Consider the following 23,177-nt stretch of genomic DNA (forward strand, 5'->3'; position numbering starts at 1 on the left):
AGTGCGCCGGCCGGACGCGGGACCGAAGCGGCGAGCCGCCGCCATTTCATCGGCCGACCGTGTGCGTGGCGAGGTGCTGGCGAATCAGCGACAGGTAGCGATCGCCCACCGAGAAATCGCGTGCCGCGCGCGGCCGGGCGGCGGCAGGCCGCAGCGTGGCTGGCGCACTCATGCCCAGATATCGGCACACGGCCGACGGAAAGGGCTTGCGCGTATGCCCGAGCTGACGTGCCGCGCGCTCGACGCGGGCATCGCCGACCTGCGCACGCAGCCACGCCAGCACTTGGCGATCGGTGTCGTTGACGATACGGACCAGATGTTCCATCGCGCACCTCACTGTTCATAAATACAGTACTGTAAATATAACCAGTGTTTGCGGTAACCGCAAGCGGGCGCACGTCGGCTGGCCGTTCGGCCAGGGTCAGCGCACCGGCGCGGCGGTGCGCGTGATCCGGGCGGCAGGGGCGGTCGGGGCGGCGCGGCCCGTATAGCGCGCGTCGGTCAGCGTGCCGAGGAACGCGACGATGTCGTCGATTTCCGCGTCGGTCAGCGCGGGTGGCGTGCCGGGCCGGCGGTTCATCGGCGTCGAGTTGACGTTGATGTTGCCGCGATAGGCGGCCGGCACGTCGTCGAACGTCTTGGCGCCGTGATACCAGAAGCCGGGATCGGTCGAGCGCGTGTTGTAGAACGCGACCGCGTCGCGCAGCGTCGTGAACACGCCGTTGTGCATGAACGTCTGCTTGACCGCGACGTTGCGCAGCCCGGGCGTGCGCAGGTAGCCGCACCATTGCGTCGGTTCGGGCCAGCGCAGCCGCCGCGCGGTGTCGCATAGCCCGTTGTCGAAATGGCGCGGGTCGCGGTTCGCCGGCAGCGCGCGGTTGCGCGGCACCGCGATCGCGTCGTAGCCGAAATCGGTGAACAGCGAGCGTTCCGGGCGGCTCGACGTGTCCAACAGCGTGTGGCAGGTCATGCAATTGCCCTTGTCCGGATTCCTGAACAGCGCGAGGCCACGCATCTCGGCCGGCGCGAGCGGCTTGCGCGTGCGCAGGAACGCATCGAAGCGCGACGTGAACGGCGCCATCTCGTCGCTCTGCAGGTAGGCTTCGACGGCCGAGCCCAGCGCACGCACCAATTGTTCGGGATCGCGCCGCACCGGCGCGCCGAAGCGTGCGGCGAGATCGGGCGCGAGCTCGGTCGCGTTGACCTTGCGCAGCAGCGCGGCCGGCGACCGGTTGTTCATCTCGTTCGGATCGAACAGCGGCCCGCGGATCTGCTCGGCGAGCGTATCCGCGCGACCGTCGCTGAACAGGCCGCCGAACGGCGACGGCGCGGGCGCATCGTCGTCCTGGTAGAAGTGGCGGCGCGGCACGTAGCGCACATACAGCAGCGACGGCGCATTGCGCTGGCTGAAGCGCCCGGGCCGGCTGCCTTCCGGCACGCCAGGCCCCGCGAGCGCCGCGGCCGACAGCGTCGGCGCGAACGCGCGGCCCGGGTCGTGGCAGCCCGCGCAGGACATACCGCGCGGCTCGGACAGCCGCGGGTCGAAGAAGATCCGGCGGCCGAGCGCGACGAGCATCGGGTCCGGCGCGAAGCGCGCGGTGGCCGCGTCGATCTTGCCGGTCACCTGCGGCGTGCCGTTGCCGATCGTGTCGACGACGCGCGACGGCGGTGCGCCCGGAAGCAGGACCGTTTCCGCAGGCGCGGCGTGGGCCGTGAGCGTCAGGCCGGCGAACAGGGTGGCGGCAAGCGCGTGCAGCGTCCGCCGGCCACGTACGCCGTGGCCTTCACATCGAACTGCTTTACTCACGGCGCGATGAATCCCGTCTTGTCGCAGGCGAGCGTCGTGCCCGACTGGTTGCACGACGCGAGTAGCTTGCCGGCCGCCGAATACGCATGGAACACCCAGCCCGTCGCCGGTGCCGCGTTGCGCTCCATGATCAGGAAACCGAAGCTGTTGTTGTGCGACAGCCGCTCGATCACGGTGCCCGGCGCGGGCGTCAGGCCGGCCGGGAACGGGTCGGGCAGCGCGACGTCGAGGTTGTCGCCGCCGTTGCCGGACACGATCGTCGCCGGGTGCCCGGACGAGAAGTTGATCGCCTGGAAATCATGCACGTGGCCATGCAGCGCGACGTGCACGCCCGGCGGGTAGTACGCCTGCGCGTTGAGGCTCGACATCACCGATTGCAGCGCGAGGTTGCCCGGCGCGGGCGTGCTGCCGGCGATCGGCGCGAACGCGAGGATCGGATGATGGTTCGTGAAGATCGTCGTCGTCATGCCGGCCTTCGACGCGAGCGATGCGACCGTCTGGAATTGTTTCTGGTAGATGCCGAACTGCGCGTCGGTCGTCTTGAGCGGCGTGCGGCCGACCTTCGCGGTGTCGAACACGATCACCTGCGAGCCGCCGCCGAGCGACACCGCATAGGGTTCCGAATAGTTCGCGTTGTTGTCGTTGGCCGGATCGTCGCACGAGCGTGCGGCCGAATACGGGCGCGGGTCGAGGAAGCGGAACCAGCCCTGGCCGGCCCGCGCGCATTCCTCGTGATTGCCGCGCACGACGACCCACGGCGCCTTCGCGAGCAACGGCGCGGCCGGGCGGAACAGGTCGGCCTGCCACGTATCCCAGCCGTAGCCCCACGGGCTGTCCTTGCAGCCGGCGATGTCCGGCGGGCATGCGTTTTCGCGATAGTGGTAGTCGCCGACGTGCAGCACGAGATCCGGCGACAGCTTCGCGACGCTGGCCGCGATGGTGTCGAGCGGCCAGACCGCGGCATCGTTGCACGCCTGCCAGGCGTTGTCGGCCTTCTTCATCCGGCAACCCGTGTCGGCGATGATCGCGATGCGCTGCGGCTGCGCTTTCGGCAGCGGCAGCGTGCGGCCCGCGACGCTCGCCGCCTGCGCGCCGGCCGGCAGCGTCGCCTCGCAGACGGACACCGGGAAGCTCGATGGTTTCGAATCGGCCGGGTCGCTGGCGGTCGGCCGCTGGGCGACGGTCGCGGCGGCTGCGCGCAGCGTCATGCGCGACAGCTTGCCGTCGACGGTCAACTGCGGGCACAGCGGATCGCTGGCCGACGCGGGCGTGTAGTTCGTGATGACGCGCGCGATCGCCTGGTTCGCATCGCCGATCTCGACCCATGCGGCCTGGACGTTGGCCGACGCGCTGGCCGGATCGTCCGGCGTATCGATGTGATTCGAGCACGCGGAGAGCGTGGCGAGGGCAACCAGAGGGGCGCAACGTACGAGCAGCGCGCGCGTGAGGAATCGTCGCATGGGAGGGGAGGCACCGTAGGAAAGTCGTCAACGATACGCAGCGCGAATGTAAGAAATGTGAAAAAAACGGGGCGCGACGCAGGCGCGCACGGGCCGGCCTTGACTTCAAGCCGGCTTGAAGCAGCACAGTCCGGTTCGTCATCAATGAATCGGAAGGGGATCGACGATGGAAACCAACCGGCCCAACGAAGCGCAAGCCGCGCTATGGAACGGTCCGTCGGGGCGCGCGTGGGTCGATGCGCAGGCGCTGCTGGACCGGATGTTCGAGCCGTTCGAAACGCTGCTGGCGGCGGCCGCGGCCACGTCGTCAGCCACGCGCGTGCTCGATGTCGGCTGCGGCACCGGCGCCGTTACGCTCGCGATCGCGAGGCGGCTCGGCGCGAGCGCGCAGTGCACGGGCATCGACATTTCGGCGCGGATGATCGACGCCGCGCGGGCGCGTGCCGAACGCAGCGGCCTGCCTGCCCGGTTCGTGTGCGCGGACGTGCAGACGCATGCATTCGAGCCGGCGAGCGTCGACCTGATCGTGTCGCGTCTCGGCGTGATGTTCTTCGACGATCCGGTGCGGGCGTTCGCGAACCTGCGGCAGGCGGCGCGGCCCGCCGCGCAGATGCGGTTCGTCGCGTGGCGCGGCGCGGCCGACAACCCGTTCATGACGACGGCCGAGCGGGCGGTCGCGCCGCTGCTGCCGAACCTGCCCGCGCGGCAGCCCGGCGCGCCGGGGCAGTTCGCGTTCGGCGACCGCCAGCGGATCGCGTCGGTGCTGGCGTACAGCGGCTGGGCCGATGTTGCGATCGAGCCGGTCGAGCGGTCATGTGTGCTGCCGGAATCCGCGCTGGACGACTACGTTGCGCGGCTGGGCCCGGTCGGCCTGGCGTTGCTGGAGACGGACGAAGCGACGCGGCGGCGCGTGATCGATACGATGCGCGCGGCGTTCGAGCCGTACGTGCACGGCGCGGAGGTGCGCTTCGATGCGGCGTGTTGGCTCGTGACGGCGCGTGCGCCGTCCGCATGACGCGTCGCGTGAAAGCAGCGGATCAGGGAAGGGGCGACGGCCCGTTCGCCCCACATGCTGCGGTGTGCGCGTGACGAAGCGGGGCCTGCGGGTATCAGCGTTTGCGCGCGCGCAGCATCAGCCACGCGCAACCACCGGCCACCAGCGCGAGGCCGAGCAGCACGGCCTCGGCGCCGAGCGCGAAACCGGGCGGCATCTCGCCGCTGTTCGGCACCGGCGACAGGTTGCCGCCCATCGCGACGGCGCCGCCGGCGAGCAGCGCCGCGCAGACGCTCCAGTAGACCTTGCCGAGCGGCGCCGCGGCGCGGATCCGCCACAGCGCGAGGCCCGCGCCGCCGAGGTACAGCACGGCGAGGGTGCCGAGCGCGATGACGTCGGCCGCGCGGCTGTGCAGCAGCCCGCTCATTCGGCCTCCGTCGCGTGTCCCGGAGCCCGGCTCAGCAGGTGCGTGCGCTTGTCCGCGGCCAGCGACACGTAGCGTTCATATTGGCGCAGCACGTCGGCGATCACTTCGTCGCCGCGCAGGTATTCGACGTCGTAGCCGAGCCGGCCGTCCTCGAAGAACGTGACGATGCCATACACGTGCGCACGCGCTTCGTCTGGTTCGGCCGCCTCGCGCACCAGGAACGCGGCCGCGGATTTCGCGGTGACGCGCACGCCGTACACGAAATCGCGGTGTTCGGCGGTCGGCACGGTGAGCCGCACCGCATCGTCGCCGTCGCGCTGCACGTGCGCATCGACGCCGCTCGCGCGCAACTCGTCGGCGACCTTGCGCAGCGCGGGTTCGACCGTTTCCGCGACGAACTGGCGCGCCTCGGCCTCGGTCGTCTGCCGCAGGATGTGCGTCAGGCGATGGCGCCAGTGCTGGCCGGCCCAGAAGCTCGTTGCAGGCGCGACGTCCTGCGAATAGTGCGCGCGATCGGCCGCGAGCCCGCGCCACAGCCCGTAGCAGAGCGCGAGCATGATGATGGCCACCGGCAGCGCGGCGATCAGCGTCATCGCCTGCAGCGCGCCGAGCCCGCCCGCGACGAGCAGGACCGCGGCCGTCACGCCGAGCAGCGCGGCCCAGAACAGCCGCTGCCAGACCGGCGACTGCGCGCTGCCGCGCGTCGCGATCTGGTCGATCACGAACGCGCCCGAATCGGCGGACGTGACGAAGAACACCGCGATCAGCACGATCGCGACGATCGACAGCAGTTGCGGCAACGGCAGGAAATCGAAGAAGCGGAACAGCAGCGCATCGACGTTGGTCGCCGTCTGCGCGAGCGCGCCGGCCGCGCCGTGCGTATCGAGCCAGATCGCGCTGTTGCCGAACACGGTCATCCACACGAGGTTGAACGCGGTCGGCACCAGCAGCACGCCGATCACGAACTGGCGGATCGTGCGGCCGCGCGAGATGCGCGCGATGAACATGCCGACGAACGGCGACCACGACACCCACCATGCCCAGTAGAGGATCGTCCAGCCGCCGAACCAGCCTTCCTCGCGCGGCGGCGCATACGCATAGGTGCGGAACGACAGGTCGACGAGGCTCGACAGGTACTGGCCGATGTTGTCGCCGAGCGCGCGCAGCAGGAAGGCCGTCGGGCCCGCGATGACCACGAAGGCGAGCAGCAGGAACGCGAGCAGCAGGTTCAGCTCGGACAGCCGGCGCACGCCCTTGTCGAGGCCGGTCGCGGCCGACACGCCCGCGAGGATCACGACCACCGCGACGAGCCCGATGCGGAACAGGTTGCTGCCCGTGTCCCACCCGGCGACCGTATGCAGGCCCGCGCTCAGCTGCATCACGCCGTAGCCGAGCGTCGTCGCGATCCCGGCGACCGTGCCGACCAGCGCGAACGCATCGACGGTATGGCCGATCCAGCCGTTGATGCGCTCGCGCAGCACCGGATACAGCCCCGAGCGCAGCGTCAGCGGCAGGTTGTAGCGGAAGCCGAAGTACGCGAGCACGAGCCCCATCAGCCCGTAGATCGCCCACGCATGGAAGCCCCAGTGGAAGAAGGTCATCAGCATCGCCTCGCGCGCGGCGGCAGGCGTGCCGGGGTCGACGGTCGGCGGCTTCAGGAAGTGCTGCATCGGCTCGCCGACGCCGAAGTACATCAGGCCGATGCCCATGCCGGCCGCGAACAGCATGGCCGTCCACGACACGAAGCTGAATTCGGGTTCGGCATCGTCGGGGCCGAGCCGGATATTGCCGAAGTCGCTGGCGGCGATCAGCACGAGAAACACGAGGAAGCCGGTGACGGCGAGCACGTAGAACCAGTCGAAACGTGCGATGACCCATTGCTGGCCGGCGGAGAACAGCGCACCGGCTTCGCTCGGGTGCAGTGCGCATACGACGAGTAGTGCGCCGATGACGGCGAGCGCCGGCAGGACGACCTGCGGCTTGAATGTCGTGCGGGGCATGGGACGGGAATCCGGCATGGCGGGCATCCAGTTGTGGGCGCAACGAGGCGCGACGCCGCCCGGCGCGCCTGTGGCGCGTCGGACCCTGATACGGCGTGCGTCGAGTGTACCGCGGTGTCAGGACTGCAAGAAGGGGGCATGCAGAAGGGGTAAACCTGACGAATTGTAAGGTATCGCGGCGATCGAGAAAACCCGCGCGGTGTGCGTGGCGGGCCGGCGGGGCGGGGAAAACGGCGGCGCGAAGGCAGCGGCGAACGCGGATCGGGCGCCCGGACGGGCACGCACGGCATGCGTATCGTCCGGGCACAGGCGGCGCGCCGAAGGCGCCGCCGGGCGGGTTTCAGAACGTGACGGCGATCCCGGCCATGCCGACGAACTGGCCGTGCGTGGTCGACGGCGTGAGCTGCTGCGAATCGCCGACGATCGGCGCCGCGTCGACGATGTGGCCGGCGCCTTGCGCGCCGAGCGTCTGCCCGCTCGAATGCGTGTACGCCTGCAGCGCGTAGAGCGTCGTGCGTTTCGACAGGCTGTACGACTCCTTCAGCGAATATTGTTGATAACGGGCCGCGCTCGCGACACCGTTTGCCTTCGATGCGAGCGTGTACGCGAAGGCGCCGGCCACCGAGAACGTCGGCGTGAAGCGGTATGCGGCAAGCGCGCCGTAGGTGTTGAACACTGCCGTGTCGGTGAACGCCGAGCCGTTGCCGGGCAAGTACTTCACGTTCGAATAGTTGAGCCCCAGCGTCAGGTCGCCGAGCGTGTAGTTGCCGGCCGCCGCCACCTGTTCGACCGCTTTCGCGCTCAGGTAGCCCTGGTTCAGCACGGACACCGCGAAGCTGCCCGACGACGCGGTGGCCGGATTCAGGAAGCCGGCGGACGAGCCCGAGCTGTTGATCCGCAGGTAGCCGGCCGCGATGCCGACCGGCCCGTTCGCGTAGCGCAGCGCGGCGCTGAACGTGTTGCCCTTGCCGGTCGCGCCGGCAATGCCGCCGAACGCGTACATTGCGCTCGCGGTCAGCCCGGCGAAGGTCGGGGACGTATAGGTAACCGAATTGTTGACGCGGATCGTCGTGTCGAGGCCGTCGATGTCGCCCGGATGGGCCCCGGTGGCGCCGGTCAGCCAGCTGCTCGACGCGTACGGGCCGACCAACAGGAAGTAGGGGGTGTACTGGCGGCCGGCCGTGACCGTGCCGTAGCTGGCGTTGCGCAGGCCGACGAAGGCCTGGCGATTGAAGATCGTGCCGGCGGCGGCCTGCGCGCCCGTATTCAGGTTGAACCCGGCCTGGAGGTCGAAGATCGCGTGCGTGCCGCCGCCGAGATCCTCGTCGCCGCGCAGCCCGAACTTCGACGCGTACAGGTTGCCGTCGCGCATGTAGACGTTCGAATGTCCCTGCTGGTTGTTCACGTACGCGAGCGAATCGTCGACGACGCCGTACAGCGTCACGCTGCTCTGCGCATGAGCGGCGGTCGTACCGAGCGACGCGGTCGATAAAATGAGGATTGCATAACGGTTGACGGGTGCTTTCATTGTCGATCTCCGGGGTGCTTCATCTTTTCAAGGGGAGGTTGAATGCCTCCTCTGTGGCAGGCGGCGGACCGCGCGAACGGCCCGCCTGATCGGGGCTGCTTGCGATTCAGTGGTTCAGCGGTCGAACGCGACGACGAGGCGGCGCCATGCGCCGTCCCGCGCATCCTGCTCGACACGTGCGCCGCGCACGGTCACCGGGCCTTGCAGCGACGCGGGCAGCAGGATCTCGACGCGCTCGGCCGGGCGCGCCGGGCGGCCGTCCCAGCGGACCGACACGCCGAGCACGCCGGACGCCTCGCGGCCGGTCTCGATGCGCCACAGTCCGTATTCGCCGTCGCGCCATGCTTCCGTCTCGCCGTCGTCCTCGACGCATTCGCCATACGCGACGCCATCCTCGATCCGTGGTGCGACGAGGAAGCCGCGCGTGTCGGCGCGCGCCCCGAAATGCTGTTCCGCGACGTTCAGCGGCAGCACGCGGCCTTCGCGCAGCAGCATCACCGGCGTGTCGAGCGGTGCGGGCAGCGTCACGCTCGCGCCGCCGTCGAACGACTGCGCACTCGCGCAGCAGGTCCAGCGTGCGCCCGACGGCAGATACACCGTGCGCTCGGTCTGGCCGGGATCGACGACCGGCGCGACCAGCAGCGCGTCGCCGAGCATCATGTCGTCGCACGCGTCGTAGCAGCGCGCATCGCCGGGGAAATCGGCGAGCGTCGGCCGCAGCACGGGCTCGTAGCGCGTCGTCGACAGCCACAGCAGGTGATAGAGGTAGGGCAGCAGCCGGTAGCGCTGCTTGATCAGCGACGCGATCTGCGCGGTGATCTCCGGGTACATCCACGGTTCGTTGACGGTGCCGTCGTCGTTCCACGAATGGATGCTGAAACGCGGCATGAAGATGCCGAACTGCACCCAGCGCAGCAGCAGTTCCGGCGACGGCGCGGGGCCGGAGAAGCCGCCGATGTCGTGGCCGATGTTCGACACGCCCGACAGCGCGAGCCCGAGGCCCATCTTCAGGTTGTAGCGCAGCGTTTCCCACGACGTGTAGTTGTCGCCGGACCACGTCTGCACGTAGCGCTGCATGCCCGCGCCGCCGGAGCGCGACACGAGGAACGGCCGCCGCGCCGGCGCATGCGCGCGCTGCGCGTCGCGCGACGCACGCATCATCAGCATCGTCTGCAGCACCTTCGCTTCGCGCGCCGGGAACGGCTGGCCGAAGCCGTGCGCGATCGCGTCGGGCGACCAGATCTCGTATTCGTTGTTGTCGTTCCAGGTCGATTCGATCCCGTATTCCAGCAGCGCCGACGTGACCTGCTCGCGCCACCAGCGGTATGCGTCCGGCTGCGTGAAGTCGAGGTACGCGCCGACTTCGTCCCAGAACTGCACCCACGCGGGCTCGCCGGACGCCGAGCGGATCAGCAGCCCGCGCTGCGCGGCGTCGTCGAAGGCCGGATGGTCGCGCAGCAGGCACGGCTTGATGTTCGCGCACAGGCGGATGCCATGGTCGCGATAGTGCTGCACGAAACCTTTCGCATCGGGAAACTTGTCGCGGTTCCAGTTGAACACGTAGCGCTTCGCGCCGATCGACGTATAGCCCGACGACAAGTGGAACGAATCGCACAGGATGTCGTGCGCGTCGCACTGCTCGACGAACTGGTTCATCTGCCGCTGCGCGTCCGGCGCATCGGTGTAGCTCATCGTCGAGCCCGAATAGCCGAGCCCCCATTTCGGCGTGCGCGCGGGGCGCCCGGTCAGCCACGTGAAGCGCCGCGCGGCCGCGAGCGGCGTATCGGGCGACGCGATGAAGTAGTAGTCGAGATCGCCGTGCTCGGCGACGAAATAGCGGTACGGGCCGTGATAGTTGTCGAGCTCGCGGCCCATGTCGAACGAGCAGTCCGACAGCGTGTCGTAGAACAGCCCGAAGCCCTGGCATGCATCGGGCGACCACGTGATGTAGAACGGGATGTGCTTGTACAGCGGGTCCGTGTGTTTCGCGCTGTAGCCCATCGCGTCGATGTTGCGCATCTCGAAGCGTGTGCCCGTGCGGTCGAGTTCGCCCGCGCGTTCGCCGAGGCCGAAGACCTGGTCGCCGCGCTCGCGGGCGACGTAGTGATACACGCGGTCGTCCCACCAGCCGAAGTTGTACGCCTGCGTCGCGCGGTCGGCGAGTGCGACGCGCCATGCGCCATCCGCGCCGCGCATCGACCACGTGCAATGGCCGCCTTGCCGGCGCACCGCGAGCCGGATCCGCGCGGTTTCGATGCGCACGCCGTCGTCGTCCTCGGTCAGTTCGTACCCGGGCAGCGTGAAGTCGCTCAGGTCGAGGCGGTCGCGGCCGTCGAGCGGCACGTCGTCGAGACCGGGCGCGATGGTCCACGTGCGCGGGTTGCGCGCGGTCGCGTCGGGCAGCACGCGCACCCGCACGATGTCGTCCTCGAGCACGAAGATTTCGACGGTGGCGCCCGTATCGGACGCGAGCAGCACACGGTTCGCGTGGTGGCTGTCGACGCGGAACACGGGCGGATGAAGAAGCGAAGTCATGAATGCGATTCCTGGTAAAGGCGGAGATCAGGCGTGCTGCGCGAGCAGGCGTTCCTGCTTCGACTGGCCGCGGATCAGCACCGCGAGCAGCGTGACGCCGATGATGTCGAACAGGCCGAGGCACGCGAACAGCGGCGCATAGCCGATCTTGTCGGCGAGCGCGCCGACCAGCAGCGAGAAGCCGAGGCCGCCGATCCACGCGGCCATCCCGGCGAAGCCGCTCGCGGTGCCGACTTCCTCGGGGTCGAACACGTCGGCCGACAGCGTGTTGACGAGCGCGGAGATCATCTGGTGCGCGAAGCCGCCGACGCAGAAGAGTGCGATCGCGGTGTACGGCGACGACGCGAGCCCGATCATCGCCGGCCCGAGCATCAGCAGCGCGCCGAGCGCGACGCCCGCGACGCGCGACCACACGAGCGGCAGCTTGAAGCGATTCGCGAGGTAGGGCGACAGGTAGCCGCCCGCGATGCCGCCCAGGTCGGCCGCGAGAAACGGCATCCACGCGAACACCGCGATCTGCGTGAGCGGCATGTGGCGCTCGGTCGCGAGGTACAGCGGAATCCAGAAGCTGAAAGTTTGCCACGCGGGTTCCGCGAAGAAGCGCGGCAGCGCGATGGCCCAGAAGCGCCGGGCGGTGACGACGTCGCGGATGCGGCGCGTCGACACGGGCGGCATCGTGGCCTGGCCGTCGCGGATCAGCGTGCGCTCCTGCGGCGTGATGCGCGGATGAGCGGCCGGCGAACGGTACTGCGTGTACCACAGCGCGGCCCACACGAACCCGAGCGCGCCGGTGGCCATGAACGCGGCCTGCCAGCCGAACCGCATCGACAGGAACACGACGAGCGGCGGCGCGATCGCGGCGCCGAGCGACGTGCCCGCGTTGAAGTAGCCGACCGCGACGGATTTCTCGCGATCGGGAAACCACTCGGCGACGGCCTTCATCCCCGATGGAATCGCGGCGGCCTCGAACAGGCCCAGCAAGCCGCGCAGGATGCCGAGCGACAGCCAGCCCGACGCGAAGCCGTGCGCGACGCCGACCACCGACCACAGCATCGCGAACAGCGCGAACCCGAGCCGCAGCCCGATCAGATCGACGATGAACCCGCATACCGGCTGCATGATCGTGTAGCCGATCTGGAACGCGCCGACGATGTACGAGTACTGCTGCGTCGAGATCGCGAACACCTGCTTGAGTTCGGGCGCGAGCACCGCGAGGGAATTCCGTGCGAGGTAGTTGAGGATCGTGCCGAGACACACGAGCACGATGATCCACCAGCGCAACGCCTTGACTGTCTTCACTGCTGTCTCCTGTCAGGCAGGGCGGGCGCGCGGCGCCTGCCCGGTCCGTGAGGGCCATCCATTCGAGATGGCTCGTTTCGTTTATTCGTACGATGTCCGATCTTGATGCGCGCCGGTTTTACCCGGTTTATATCGAAATCACGGTGTTCGAGCGAACATTCCGCCGTCATCAAACTGCAATGTTATCTGACGACTGATCATTTTCGAACATCCTATGTTCGAATGCGAATCCGGTCAACGTGAATCTGCATTCGAACGAACCTGCTCGGGGTTTTCCCGATGGCGGACGGCAAGCCGATGAGCGGCGACACCCGGCGCTCGGCCGCCAGAGGCCCGTGCGGCGGGGCCGGGCGATCTTCCGGACGGTCGATGGACACCCGGCGGGGCGTGACAACCCTGATGAAAATTTATTTCTTTTTTCGAGATAGATTGTGTAAATTGATTTTCATCCACCTTGCAACGACCCTTCGCATGACGCCTCTCGTTCCGCACGATGTCAGTCACGACGAACCCGCGATCGCCGAGCGGATCGCGTCGGCGATGCCGTTGATGACGCCGATTCACCGGCGCATGGGCGAGTTCGTGCTCGCGAACCCGTTTCGCGCGGCGACGATGCGGATCGACGAGCTCGCGCAGGCCGTGAATGCATCGATCGCGACCGCGAACCGCTTCGCGAAGGCGCTCGGTTTCGACGGCTATCCGGCGATGCGCGCCGCGCTCGTGCGCGGCTTCGAGGCCACGCTCGGACCGGTCGAACGGCTGCGTTCCGCGCAGGAGCAGGAGTCCGGCGTGCGCGGCGCCGCGTGGATCGACGCGGTATTCGACCAGGCTGCCGCCAACATCGAGAACACGCGTGCGCAACTGGACGCGGCCGATGTCGAGGCGGCGGTCGAGGCGATCGTCGGCGCGCGGCGCGTGCTGATTCTCGGCGCCGGGTCGAGCGCGTTTCTCACCGGCCTGATGGAGCACGGACTGTCCGTCTGCCATGACAGCGTGCAGTCGCTCGCGCTGCTCGGCGGCCCGTCGCACGCGGCGCGGCGCCTGTACACGGCCGATTCGCGCGATCTCGTGATCGCGCTCGCGTTTCCGCGCTACGTGAAGGACACGATCGAGCTGGCCCGTCGCGCGGCGGCGCGCGGGGCGCGCGTGCTCGGCATCTCCGACGGCCCGCAATCGCCGCTCGCGCCGATCGCGTCGCTGAACCTGTACGTCAAGGCCGAACGGCGTTTCGCGGCCACGTCGGAAGCCGCCGTGCTGACGATGATCGAGGCGCTGATCGATGCGGTCGCGCTGCGCACGCACCGGTCCGCGAAATCCGCCGCCGAGATGACCGAATTCCTGCTGCCGTGGCTCGTGCAGCCGCAAGCGGCGCTGCCGGCCACCAACCCTTCTTCCCCACGTCCGAAAAAATCATGACTTCACCCGCGATCGTCGCGATTCACGGCGGCGCAGGCACGATCCTGCGCGAAGCGATGGATACCGACACCGAACGTCGGTACCGCGCCGAACTCACCGCGATCCTGCAGGCCGCGCAGCGCGTGCTGGCCGATGGCGGCAGCGCGCTCGACGCCGTCACCGTCGCGGTGCGGATGCTCGAGGACTGCCCGCTGTTCAACGCCGGGCGCGGCGCCGTGTATACGGCCGAAGGCAAGCACGAACTCGACGCGGCGGTCATGGACGGCGCGACGCTCGGCGCCGGTGCGATCTGCTGCGCGACCCGCGTGCGCAACCCGGTGCTCGCCGCGCGGCGCGTGATGGAGGCGAGCGAGCACGTGCTGTTCGCCGGCGCGGGCGCCGATGCGTTCGCCGCCGCGCAGGGGCTCGAACTCGCGGAACCCGGCTACTTCGACACCGAATCGCGGCATGCGCAGTGGGTGAAGGCGCGCGCGGCGGCCGGCGCGATGCTCGATCACGATGCGGCGACGTTCGTGTTCGGCCAGTCGCAGCAACAGCCGCAGCCGGCCGAGCCGCTCGATCCGGACCGCAAGCACGGCACGGTCGGCGCGGTCGCGTGCGACCTGAACGGCCACATCGCGGCGGCGACGTCGACGGGCGGCATCACGAACAAGCAGCCGGGGCGCGTCGGCGATTCGCCGATCATCGGCGCCGGCTGCTACGCGGACGACGCGACCTGCGCGGTCTCGTCGACGGGCACCGGCGAGATGTTCATGCGGCTCGCGACGGCCTACGACGTCGCCGCGCAGATCGCGTATCGCGGCGCGTCGCTCGCCGACGCCGCGCACGACGTCGTGATGAACAAGCTGCCGCGTCTCGCGGGCCGCGGCGGGATCATCGCGGTCGACGCACAGGGCAACGTCGCGATGCCGTTCAACACCGAAGGGATGTACCGCGGCTACGCGCGCGTCGGTGAAGCGCCGGTCGTCGGCATCTACCGCGACGACGCGGCCTGATTCCGGATCGCACGAGGAGACACGCATGACTTCGAGCCGTAACCCGTCGCCGCTGGCGCTGCCCGAGCAGCGCGTGGTGGCCGTCGACGACCTGTCGGTCACGTTCCGCCGCGAAGGCGCGACGTTCGACGCGGTGCGCAACGTGTCGTTTCACGTCGATCGCGGCGAGACGCTCGCGATCGTCGGCGAATCGGGCTCGGGCAAGTCGGTCACGTCGCTCGCGCTGATGCGCCTCGTCGAGCACGGCGGCGGCGAGATCACGAGCGGACGGATCGCGTTCCGGCGCCGTGGCGGCGCGCTGGTCGATCTCGCGCAGGCGAGTGCCGCGACGATGCGCGGCATCCGCGGCGCGGACATCGCGATGATCTTTCAGGAGCCGATGACGTCGCTGAACCCGGTGTTCACCGTCGGCGACCAGATCAGTGAGGCGATCGCGCTGCACCAGTCGAAGGGCACGGCCGAAGCGCGCGCGGAGGCGCTGCGGCTGCTCGATCTGGTGCGCATCCCGGAAGCGCGCCGCGTGTTCGCGCGCTATCCGCACCAGTTGTCGGGCGGGATGCGGCAGCGTGTGATGATCGCGATGGCGCTGTCGTGCCGGCCCGCGCTGCTGATCGCCGACGAGCCGACGACCGCGCTCGACGTGACGATCCAGGCGCAGATCCTGCAACTGGTGCGCGGGCTGCAGGACGAAATGAACATGGGCGTGATCTTCATCACGCACGACATGGGCGTGGTGGCCGAAGTCGCCGACCGCGTGCTCGTGATGTACCGCGGCGAGAAGGTCGAGGAGGGCGAGTCGGACCGCATCTTCGCGACGCCCGCGCATCGCTACACGCGCGCGCTGCTCGCGGCCGTGCCGCGGCTCGGCTCGATGCAGGGCACCGACGCCCCCGAGAAATTCCCGCTGCTGAAGGTGGACGGCACCAGCGCGACGGCGCCGGCCCCGACCACGGCGCCCGCCGCGAACGACGCGCAGCCGCCCGTCGATCACGCCGCGCCGCCGATCCTGCGCGTGCGCGATCTCGTCACGCGCTTTCCGGTGAAGAGCGGCGTGTTCGGCCGTGTGTCGCAATACGTGCATGCGGTCGAGCGCGTGAGCTTCGAGCTGCGCGCGGGCGAGACGCTCGCGCTCGTCGGCGAATCGGGCTGCGGCAAGTCGACCACCGGTCGTTCGCTGTTGCGCCTCGTCGAATCGCAAAGCGGCTCGATCGAATTCGACGGCCGCGACATCAGCGCGCTGAAGGGCCCGGACCTGCAGGCGCTGCGCCGCAACATCCAGTTCATCTTCCAGGACCCGTTCGCCTCGCTGAACCCGCGCCTGACCGTCGGCTTCTCGATCATGGAGCCGCTGCTCGTGCACGGCGTCGCGAGCGGCGCCGAGGCGCAGGCGCGCGTCGACTGGCTGCTCGACAAGGTCGGCCTGCCGCCGGAAGCCGCGCGCCGCTATCCGCACGAATTCTCGGGCGGGCAGCGCCAGCGGATCGCGATCGCGCGTGCGCTCGCGCTGAACCCGAAGGTCGTGATCGCCGACGAGTCGGTGTCGGCGCTCGACGTGTCGGTGCAGGCGCAGATCGTCAACCTGATGCTCGACCTGCAGCGCGAGCTCGGCGTCGCGTACCTGTTCATCTCGCACGACATGGCGGTGGTCGAGCGCGTCAGCCATCGCGTCGCGGTGATGTATCTGGGCCAGATCGTCGAGCTCGGCCCGCGCCGCGCGGTGTTCGAGGCGCCGCAGCATCCGTACACGAAGAAGCTGATGAGCGCGGTGCCGGTCGCCGATCCCGCGCGCCGGCATGCGCCGCGCCAGCTCGCGGCGGACGAGATTCCGAGCCCGATCCGCGCGGTCGGCGACGAGCCGGTCGTCGCGCCGCTCGTCGCGGTCGGTCCCGATCATTACGTCGCGACGCATCGCGTCGGCGGCGCGTATTGAGTGGTGGAGTCGTGCGCCGCGATGACGGCGCGCGAATCAGCAGGCAGTCGAAACCGAAACGCCCGTGAGGCGTCACCGATTCACCGATAGGAGCCCAGCAAAATGACCCAGCAGCATCCGTTTCCGATGTTTCGTCCGCGCGCCTGCTTCGTCGCGCTCGCCGGCGCGTTCGCGCTGTCGGCCGCGCTGCCCGCGTTCGCGCAGCAGACCGCGGTGATGGCGGTGGATTCGACCTTCACGACGATGGACCCGTACGACGCGAACGACACCGTGTCGCAGGCCGTCGTCAAGTCGTTCTACCAGGGGCTGTTCGGCTTCGACAAGGACATGAAGCTCGTCAACGTGCTCGCGACCGGCTACGAGGCCAGCCCCGACGCGAAGACGTACACGATCAAGCTGCGCCCGGGCGTGAAGTTCCACGACGGCACCGATTTCAACGCGGCGGCCGTGAAGGCCAACTTCGACCGCGTGACCGATCCCGCGAACCACCTGAAGCGCTACAACATGTTCCGCGTGATCGAGAAGACCGAGGTCGTCGATCCGACCACGGTGAAGGTCACGTTGCGCGAGCCGTTCTCGGCGTTCATCAACACGCTCGCGCACCCGTCGGCCGTGATGATCTCGCCGGCCGCGCTGAAGAAGTGGGGCCGCGACATCGCGCTGCATCCGGTCGGCACCGGGCCGTTCGAGTTCGTCGAATGGAAGCAGACCGACGACCTGAAGGTGAAGAAGTTCGCCGGCTACTGGAAGAAGGGCTATCCGAAGATCGACGCGATCGACTGGAAGCCGGTGGTCGACAACAACACGCGCGCGGCGCTGATGAAGACGGGCGAAGCCGATTTCGCGTTCCGCATTCCGTTCGAGCAGGCGGCCGACCTGAAGGGCAACGCAAAGGTCGACGTCGTCGAGCGGCCGTCGATCGTGCAGCGCTACGTCTCGCTGAACATGCTGCAGAAGCCGTTCGACAACCCGAAGGTGCGCCAGGCGCTGAACTACGCGGTGAACAAGGAAGCGCTCGCGAAGGTCGCGTTCTCCGGCTTCGCGACGCCATCGACCGGCGTGGTGCCGCAGGGCGTCGATTACGCGACGAAGCTCGGCCCCTGGCCGTACGATCCGGCGAAGGCGCGTGCGCTGCTGAAGGAAGCCGGCTATCCGAACGGTTTCGAGACGACGCTGTGGTCCGCCTATAACAACTCGACGTCGCAGAAGGCGATCCAGTTCGTGCAGCAGCAGCTCGCGCAGGTCGGCGTGAAGGTGCAGGTGCAGGCGCTGGAAGCCGGCGAGCGCGTCGCGAAGGTCGAGAGCGCGCCGGATCCGGCGAAGGCGCCGGTGCGGATGTACTACATCGGCTGGTCGTCGTCGACGGGCGAGGCGAACTGGGCGATCACGCCGCTGCTGGCCGGCGCGTCGGCGCCGCCGAAGCTCGTCAACACCGCGTACTACAAGAGCGACACGGTCGACGGCGACCTGACGAAGGCGCTCGAGACGGTCGACCGCACGAAGAAGGCCGAGCTCTACGCCGACGCGCAGAAGCAGATCTGGGCCGATGCGCCGTGGATCTTCCTCGTGCAGGAGAAGATCGTGTATGCGCGCAGCAAGCGGTTGCAGGGCGCGTACGTGATGCCGGACGGCTCGTTCAACTTCGACGAGATCTCGCTGAAATGACGGCGGTTTGCCCGCCACGCAGTGCCGGCGGCGCGAGCCGCCGGTGCGCTGATTCGATCGGTGTCCCATGCTGAATTTCCTCGTCAAACGCCTGTTCGGCCTGCTGCCCACGCTCGCGATCGTCGCGGTGCTGGTGTTCCTGTTCGTGCACCTGCTGCCGGGCGACCCGGCGCGGCTCGCGGCCGGCCCCGAAGCCGACGACGCGACGGTCGCGCTGGTGCGCGCCGATCTCGGGCTCGACCGGCCGCTGCCCGCGCAGTTCGCGAATTTCTTCACGAAGATCGCGCACGGCGATTTCGGCATGTCGACGCGCAGCAAGCGGCCGGTCTCGACCGAGATCGGCGAACGCTTCATGCCGACGCTGATGCTGACGCTCGTCAGCATGGTGTGGTCGACGCTGCTCGGCATGGCGATCGGGATCGCGTCGGCGGTCTGGCGCAATCGCTGGCCCGATCGCCTCGGGATGACGATCGCGGTGTCGGGCATCTCGTTTCCCGCGTTCGCGCTCGGCATGCTGCTGATGGAAGTGTTCTCGGTGAAGCTCGGCTGGCTGCCGGTCGTGCCGGACGGCTCGTGGAAGAGCTACGTGCTGCCGTCGCTGACGCTCGGCGCGGCGGTCGCGGCCGTGATGGCGCGTTTCACGCGCGCATCGTTCGTCGAGGTGCTGAACGAGGACTTCGTGCGCACCGCACGCGCGAAGGGCGTGCACGAGCCGATGGTCGTGCTCAAGCACTGCCTGCGCAACGCGATGATCCCGGTCGTCACGATGATGGGGCTGCAGTTCGGCTTCCTGCTCGGCGGCTCGATCGTCGTCGAGGTCGTGTTCAACTGGCCGGGGCTCGGCCGCCTGCTCGTCGACGCGGTGACGATGCGCGACTACCCGGTGATCCAGGCGATCGTGCTGCTGTTCTCGCTGGAATTCATCCTGATCAACCTGACCGTCGACGTGCTGTACGCGGTCATCAACCCGACCATCCGGTTCAAGTGAGGCGCGCATGAACGCGACTGTCCAGACCGCGGCGCCGGCCGCACCGACCGCGATCCGCACGCCGTGGCGCGAATTCTGGCGCAAATTCCGCAAGCAGACCGTCGCGCTCGTCGCGGGCGGCTTCGTGCTGGCGCTCGTCGTGCTGGCGTTCGTCGGCCCGCACATCGTGCCGTTCGATCCGGAGAACTATTTCGACTACGACGCGCTGAACGCGGGGCCGTCGGCCGTGCACTGGTTCGGCGTCGATTCGCTCGGCCGCGACATCTTCAGCCGGATCGTCGCGGGCACGCGCATCTCGCTCGCGGCCGGCTTCTTCTCGGTGGCGCTCGGCGCGGTGATCGGCACGTTCTTCGGGCTGCTCGCCGGCTACTACGAAGGCTGGTGGGACCGCATCACGATGCGCATCGCCGACGTGCTGTTCGCGTTCCCGGGCATCCTGCTCGCGATCGGCGTGGTCGCGATCCTCGGCAACGGGATGGTCAACGTGATCTGCGCGGTCGCGATCTTCAGCATCCCGGCGTTCGCGCGGCTCGTGCGCGGCAACACGCTGATGCTCAAGCACATGACCTACGTCGAGGCCGCGCGCAGCATCGGCGCGTCCGACTGGACGATCATCATGCGGCACATCCTGCCGGGCACCGTGTCGTCGGTCGTCGTCTACTTCACGATGCGGATCGGCACGTCGATCATCACCGCCGCGAGCCTGTCGTTCCTCGGGCTCGGCGCGCAGCCGCCGACGCCGGAGTGGGGCGCGATGCTCAACGAGGCGCGCGCGGACATGGTGACGGCGCCGCACATCGCGGTGTTCCCGAGTCTCGCGATCTTCCTGACCGTGCTCGCGTTCAACCTGCTCGGCGACGGGCTGCGCGACGCGCTCGACCCGAAGCTGGAGCGCCGTTGATGCGGGCTGCACCGATGTGGACGGCGACGCTGCCGGCCGGGCCGCGCGGCACGATCGCCGACGTGCCGGGGGTGACGGTCGGCCATTGCACGCTGGATGCCGGCAACGTGCAGACGGGCGTGACCGTCGTGAAGCCGCATCCGGGCGACGTGTACCGCAGCAAGGTGCCGGCGGGGGCCGCCGTGATCAACGGTTTCGGCAAGAGCGTCGGGCTCGTGCAGGTCGACGAACTCGGCACGCTCGACACGCCGATCGCGCTGACCAACACGTTCGGCGTCGGCGCGGTCGCCCAGGCGCAGATCCGCGCGGCGATCGCGGCGAATCCGCGGATCGGCCGAGACTGGTCGACCGTCAATCCGCTCGTGTTCGAGTGCAACGACGGTTACCTGAACGACATCCAGGTGTTCGCGGTCACCGCCGCGCATTACGACGACGCGTGCCGCGCGGCGTCGCGCGACGTCGTCCGCGGCGCGGTCGGCGCCGGACGCGGGATGTCGTGCTTCGACCTGAAAGGCGGGATCGGTTCGGCGTCGCGCGTGGCCGTCGCGGCCGGCCGCCCCTATACGGTCGGCGCGCTCGTGCTCGCGAATTTCGGCCGGCTGCCGATGCTGACGCTCGGCGGCGTGCCGCTCGGGCGCATCGTCGCGCAACGGCGCGCGGCCGAAGCGGCGCACGCTGCGCCGCCCGAGCAGGGCTCGATCATCCTGCTGCTGGCCACCGATGCGCCGCTCGACGCGCGGCAGCTGTCGCGGCTCGCGCGTCGCGCGGGGGCGGGGCTGGCCCGTACGGGCTCCGTCTACGGGCATGGCAGCGGCGACATCGCGCTCGCGTTCTCGACCGCCTACACGATCGCGCACGACGCGTCGACGATCGCGCTGCCGGCCCTCGTCGCGGATGCGGCGCTCGATCCGCTGTTCATGGCCGCGGCCGAAAGCGTCGAACACGCGATCGCCGACGCCTTGCTGCAGGCGGTGACGGTCGCGGGGCGCGACGGCCACGTGCGGCAAGCGCTGCGCGACGCGGTGCCCGATCTCGCCCGGCTGTTCAACGAAGACAACGAAGGACGTTTGACCCAGTCATGAAGATCCTGATCTCGACCGACATCGAGGGTGTCGCCGGCGTATTCGCCGTCGAGCAGACGCGCGCCGGCAATCCGGAATACGAACGCGCGCGCCGCTGGATGACCGCCGAGGCGAACGCGGCGATCGAAGGCGCGTTCGCGGGCGGTGCGCAGGCCGTCTGGGTCAACGATTCGCATGGCGGCTTTCGCAACCTGCTGCCCGACGGACTCGATGCGCGCGCACGCGTCGTGCTCGGCAAGCCGCGCCCGCTCGGGATGATGGCGGGCCTCGAACAGCAGCCCGATCTCGTGTTCATGATCGGCTATCACGCGAAATCGCAGACGCGTGGCGTGCTCGCGCACACGATCAACAGCTTTGCGTTCACACAGGTGTGGCTGAATGGCGTCGAGCTCGGCGAGGCCGGCCTGTACGGCGCGCTGGCGCGCGAATACGGCGCGCATGTCGCGCTCGCGACCGGCGACGACGTATTCGCCGACGAAACGCAGCCGCTGTTTCCGGACGCGCGTGTCGAGACGGTCAAGACGGCCGGCGGCGCGTCGAGCGGCGAGACGCTGACGCCCGCCGCCTCGTGTGCGCGGATCGCGACCGCCGCGCGCGAAACGGTCGCGCGGGCGCTGTCGGCCGGCGTGCGCGCCGGCGCGCATCGACCGGCGCCGGCGGCGTGCACGCTGCGCGTGCAGACGGCCGCGCTCGCCGACCTGTTCTGCGTGCTGCCGTCGCTCGAGCGCGTCGATGCGGTGACGCTGCGTTTCGATGGGCCGTCGGTCGAGCATGTGGTGCGCACGCTGAACAGCCTGTCGGCGATGTCGTTCATGCTGCGTTGACGCGTGCCGTGACGATGTGCGCCGGCGCGCGGCCGAGCGCGACGCGGTCGGGCGGGCCGTCGCGGCGAGCGGGAATGCTTCCATCGTCGCGGCCAGCGCGAGCGGGGTTGCGTTGACCGGACGTGGAGCGGATCGTGGATCATTCGAAGGTAACCGGCCTTTGATATCGGATCATTGATGATGGAATTCGAGCCGTGAGAAATACGCTGCTAGATCCCTACGAACACATTCCCCGGAGCGTGGTCGTGCTCGCCAACGACTTCGCGGCGGGCACGACGTTTCCGGATCACGCGCACGTGCGCGGGCAATTCGCGTTCGCGTCGCGCGGCACGATCAGCGTGTCGACGCCGCACGGGCGCTGGCTGGTGCCGCCGCAGCGCGCGTGCTGGGTGCCGGCCGGCGTGCGGCACGAAATGACGATGGCCGGGCCGGTCACGATGCTCAACGCGTTCGTATCCATCGATGCCGCGCAGGCGGCCGGCCTGCCGGCCCAGTGCGGCGTATATGGCGTGTCGCCGCTGCTGCGGCAACTGCTCGACGATGCGGTCGACCTGCCGGCGATGTACGACGTCGACGGCCGCGCGGGCAAGCTGATGGATCTGCTGGTCGCGGAAATCGCGACGATGCCGCGCCTTTCGCTGCATGCGCCGCTGCCGGCCGACGCACGGCTGGCGAAGGTGTGCCGCCACCTGTTCGCGGCGCCGTCGATCGACGCCGATCTCGACCGGGTCGCGGCCGACGCGGGCGTGAGCCGCCGCACGTTCACGCGGCAGTTCCGCGCGCAGACGGGCGTGAGTTTCGCCGCATGGCGCCAGCAGGTGTGCATGCTCGCGGCGATTGCCCGCCTGACCGACGGGCAGCCGGTGACGCGCGTCGCGCTCGATCTCGGCTACGCGAGCGCGAGTGCGTTCACGTCGGCGTTTCGCCGCATCCTGGGCGATACGCCGAGCCGCTATCTGGAGATGCGTCGCTAGGCGCCGCGACCCGCCGCAAGCTCTGCTGGTACGCGGGCCGCCGCGCCAAAAAAATACGCGTCCGCCACCTTCGGCCAGACGCGTTTAAAGGCACTCTGTCTGAAAAAATGCGCGGGCCGCCGGCTGGGCAGCGTCGCGCATGACGCATGCAATTGTTTCTTATTACGATTTAATCATGCCGGTGTGTTGCGGATAACGAAGCATACGCCGTATAACGCGCAAACGATATCGTGTCGGCCCCATGATTGATGTGCTGTTGCAGCACGCGTTTCAATCGCGCGTTCGATATCGGGGCGGAAAGCCGATGGGGCAATCATCCGCAGCCGCGTCGGTCACGATGCGGCGCACCATC

General features: G+C 68.9%; 18 protein-coding genes. 10 read left to right on the top strand and 8 right to left on the bottom strand.

Annotation, left to right across the window (positions count from 1 at the left end; all coding sequences use genetic code 11):
- Window positions 1-46 precede the first annotated feature (46 nt).
- The 3 genes from MMB92_RS00485 to MMB92_RS00495 form a co-directional block, all read right to left on the bottom strand.
- Complete coding sequence (locus MMB92_RS00485; RefSeq protein WP_006488718.1) at window positions 47-325, bottom strand: hypothetical protein; 279 nt, start codon at window positions 323-325, stop codon at window positions 47-49.
- Between the two features lie 96 nt (window positions 326-421).
- Complete coding sequence (locus MMB92_RS00490; protein WP_230391299.1) at window positions 422-1,756, bottom strand: cytochrome c peroxidase; 1,335 nt, start codon at window positions 1,754-1,756, stop codon at window positions 422-424.
- A 47-nt stretch (window positions 1,757-1,803) separates the two neighbouring features.
- Window positions 1,804-3,267 carry a metallophosphoesterase gene (locus MMB92_RS00495; protein WP_059723247.1) on the bottom strand — a complete coding sequence of 488 codons (1,464 nt, stop codon included), beginning with the start codon at window positions 3,265-3,267 and terminating at the stop codon, window positions 1,804-1,806.
- A gap of 166 nt (window positions 3,268-3,433) precedes the next feature.
- Between MMB92_RS00495 and MMB92_RS00500 the strand changes: the two genes are divergently transcribed.
- On the top strand, window positions 3,434-4,282 hold the full coding sequence (locus tag MMB92_RS00500; protein WP_277562455.1) for a class I SAM-dependent methyltransferase: 849 nt from the start codon (window positions 3,434-3,436) through the stop codon (window positions 4,280-4,282).
- Between the two features lie 94 nt (window positions 4,283-4,376).
- Here MMB92_RS00500 and MMB92_RS00505 read toward each other — a convergent pair whose 3' ends face one another.
- The 5 genes from MMB92_RS00505 to MMB92_RS00525 form a co-directional block, all read right to left on the bottom strand.
- The gene (locus MMB92_RS00505) at window positions 4,377-4,688 is read right to left on the bottom strand and encodes a hypothetical protein (RefSeq protein WP_006482630.1); all 312 of its coding nucleotides are present in this window, start codon (window positions 4,686-4,688) and stop codon (window positions 4,377-4,379) included.
- The gene (locus tag MMB92_RS00510) at window positions 4,685-6,706 is read right to left on the bottom strand and encodes a BCCT family transporter (protein WP_277562456.1); all 2,022 of its coding nucleotides are present in this window, start codon (window positions 6,704-6,706) and stop codon (window positions 4,685-4,687) included. Before MMB92_RS00510 ends, MMB92_RS00505 begins: the two co-directional genes overlap by 4 nt.
- A 322-nt stretch (window positions 6,707-7,028) precedes the next feature.
- Window positions 7,029-8,216, bottom strand: a complete 1,188-nt coding sequence (locus tag MMB92_RS00515) for a porin (protein WP_060265792.1) — start codon at window positions 8,214-8,216, stop codon at window positions 7,029-7,031.
- A gap of 114 nt (window positions 8,217-8,330) precedes the next feature.
- Window positions 8,331-10,751, bottom strand: coding sequence for a glycoside hydrolase family 31 protein (locus MMB92_RS00520; RefSeq protein WP_277562457.1), 2,421 nt, complete (start codon window positions 10,749-10,751; stop codon window positions 8,331-8,333).
- Between the two features lie 27 nt (window positions 10,752-10,778).
- Entirely contained in the window at window positions 10,779-12,050 is a 1,272-nt protein-coding gene (locus MMB92_RS00525; RefSeq protein WP_006482633.1) for an MFS transporter, read from the bottom strand.
- 471 nt (window positions 12,051-12,521) lie between these two features.
- On the opposite strand from MMB92_RS00525, the gene MMB92_RS00530 reads away from it, so the two are divergent.
- From MMB92_RS00530 to MMB92_RS00570, 9 genes are all read left to right on the top strand, one after another.
- On the top strand, window positions 12,522-13,466 hold the full coding sequence (locus MMB92_RS00530) for a MurR/RpiR family transcriptional regulator (RefSeq protein WP_006482638.1): 945 nt from the start codon (window positions 12,522-12,524) through the stop codon (window positions 13,464-13,466).
- Window positions 13,463-14,461, top strand: a complete 999-nt coding sequence (locus MMB92_RS00535) for an isoaspartyl peptidase/L-asparaginase (RefSeq protein WP_006482631.1) — start codon at window positions 13,463-13,465, stop codon at window positions 14,459-14,461. Before MMB92_RS00530 ends, MMB92_RS00535 begins: the two co-directional genes overlap by 4 nt.
- A 25-nt stretch (window positions 14,462-14,486) precedes the next feature.
- The gene (locus MMB92_RS00540; RefSeq protein ID WP_058903022.1) at window positions 14,487-16,391 is read left to right on the top strand and encodes a dipeptide ABC transporter ATP-binding protein; all 1,905 of its coding nucleotides are present in this window, start codon (window positions 14,487-14,489) and stop codon (window positions 16,389-16,391) included.
- Between the two features lie 102 nt (window positions 16,392-16,493).
- Window positions 16,494-18,056 carry a glutathione ABC transporter substrate-binding protein GsiB gene (gene gsiB, locus MMB92_RS00545; protein WP_080330930.1) on the top strand — a complete coding sequence of 521 codons (1,563 nt, stop codon included), beginning with the start codon at window positions 16,494-16,496 and terminating at the stop codon, window positions 18,054-18,056.
- A gap of 67 nt (window positions 18,057-18,123) precedes the next feature.
- The gene (gene gsiC / locus MMB92_RS00550; RefSeq protein WP_006482634.1) at window positions 18,124-19,044 is read left to right on the top strand and encodes a glutathione ABC transporter permease GsiC; all 921 of its coding nucleotides are present in this window, start codon (window positions 18,124-18,126) and stop codon (window positions 19,042-19,044) included.
- Window positions 19,045-19,051: 7 nt separating this feature from the next.
- Complete coding sequence (gsiD, locus tag MMB92_RS00555; RefSeq protein ID WP_006482629.1) at window positions 19,052-19,945, top strand: glutathione ABC transporter permease GsiD; 894 nt, start codon at window positions 19,052-19,054, stop codon at window positions 19,943-19,945.
- Window positions 19,945-21,027, top strand: coding sequence for a P1 family peptidase (locus MMB92_RS00560; RefSeq protein ID WP_058903023.1), 1,083 nt, complete (start codon window positions 19,945-19,947; stop codon window positions 21,025-21,027). The genes gsiD and MMB92_RS00560 overlap by 1 nt, the downstream gene beginning before the upstream one ends.
- On the top strand, window positions 21,024-21,851 hold the full coding sequence (locus tag MMB92_RS00565) for a M55 family metallopeptidase (protein ID WP_058903024.1): 828 nt from the start codon (window positions 21,024-21,026) through the stop codon (window positions 21,849-21,851). Before MMB92_RS00560 ends, MMB92_RS00565 begins: the two co-directional genes overlap by 4 nt.
- Window positions 21,852-22,045: 194 nt before the next feature.
- Window positions 22,046-22,825, top strand: a complete 780-nt coding sequence (locus tag MMB92_RS00570; protein ID WP_006489688.1) for a helix-turn-helix transcriptional regulator — start codon at window positions 22,046-22,048, stop codon at window positions 22,823-22,825.
- Window positions 22,826-23,177 lie beyond the last annotated feature (352 nt).

The sequence above is a fragment of the Burkholderia sp. IO2 genome (assembly GCF_029522185.1).
GTDB classification, from domain to species: domain Bacteria; phylum Pseudomonadota; class Gammaproteobacteria; order Burkholderiales; family Burkholderiaceae; genus Burkholderia; species Burkholderia cenocepacia.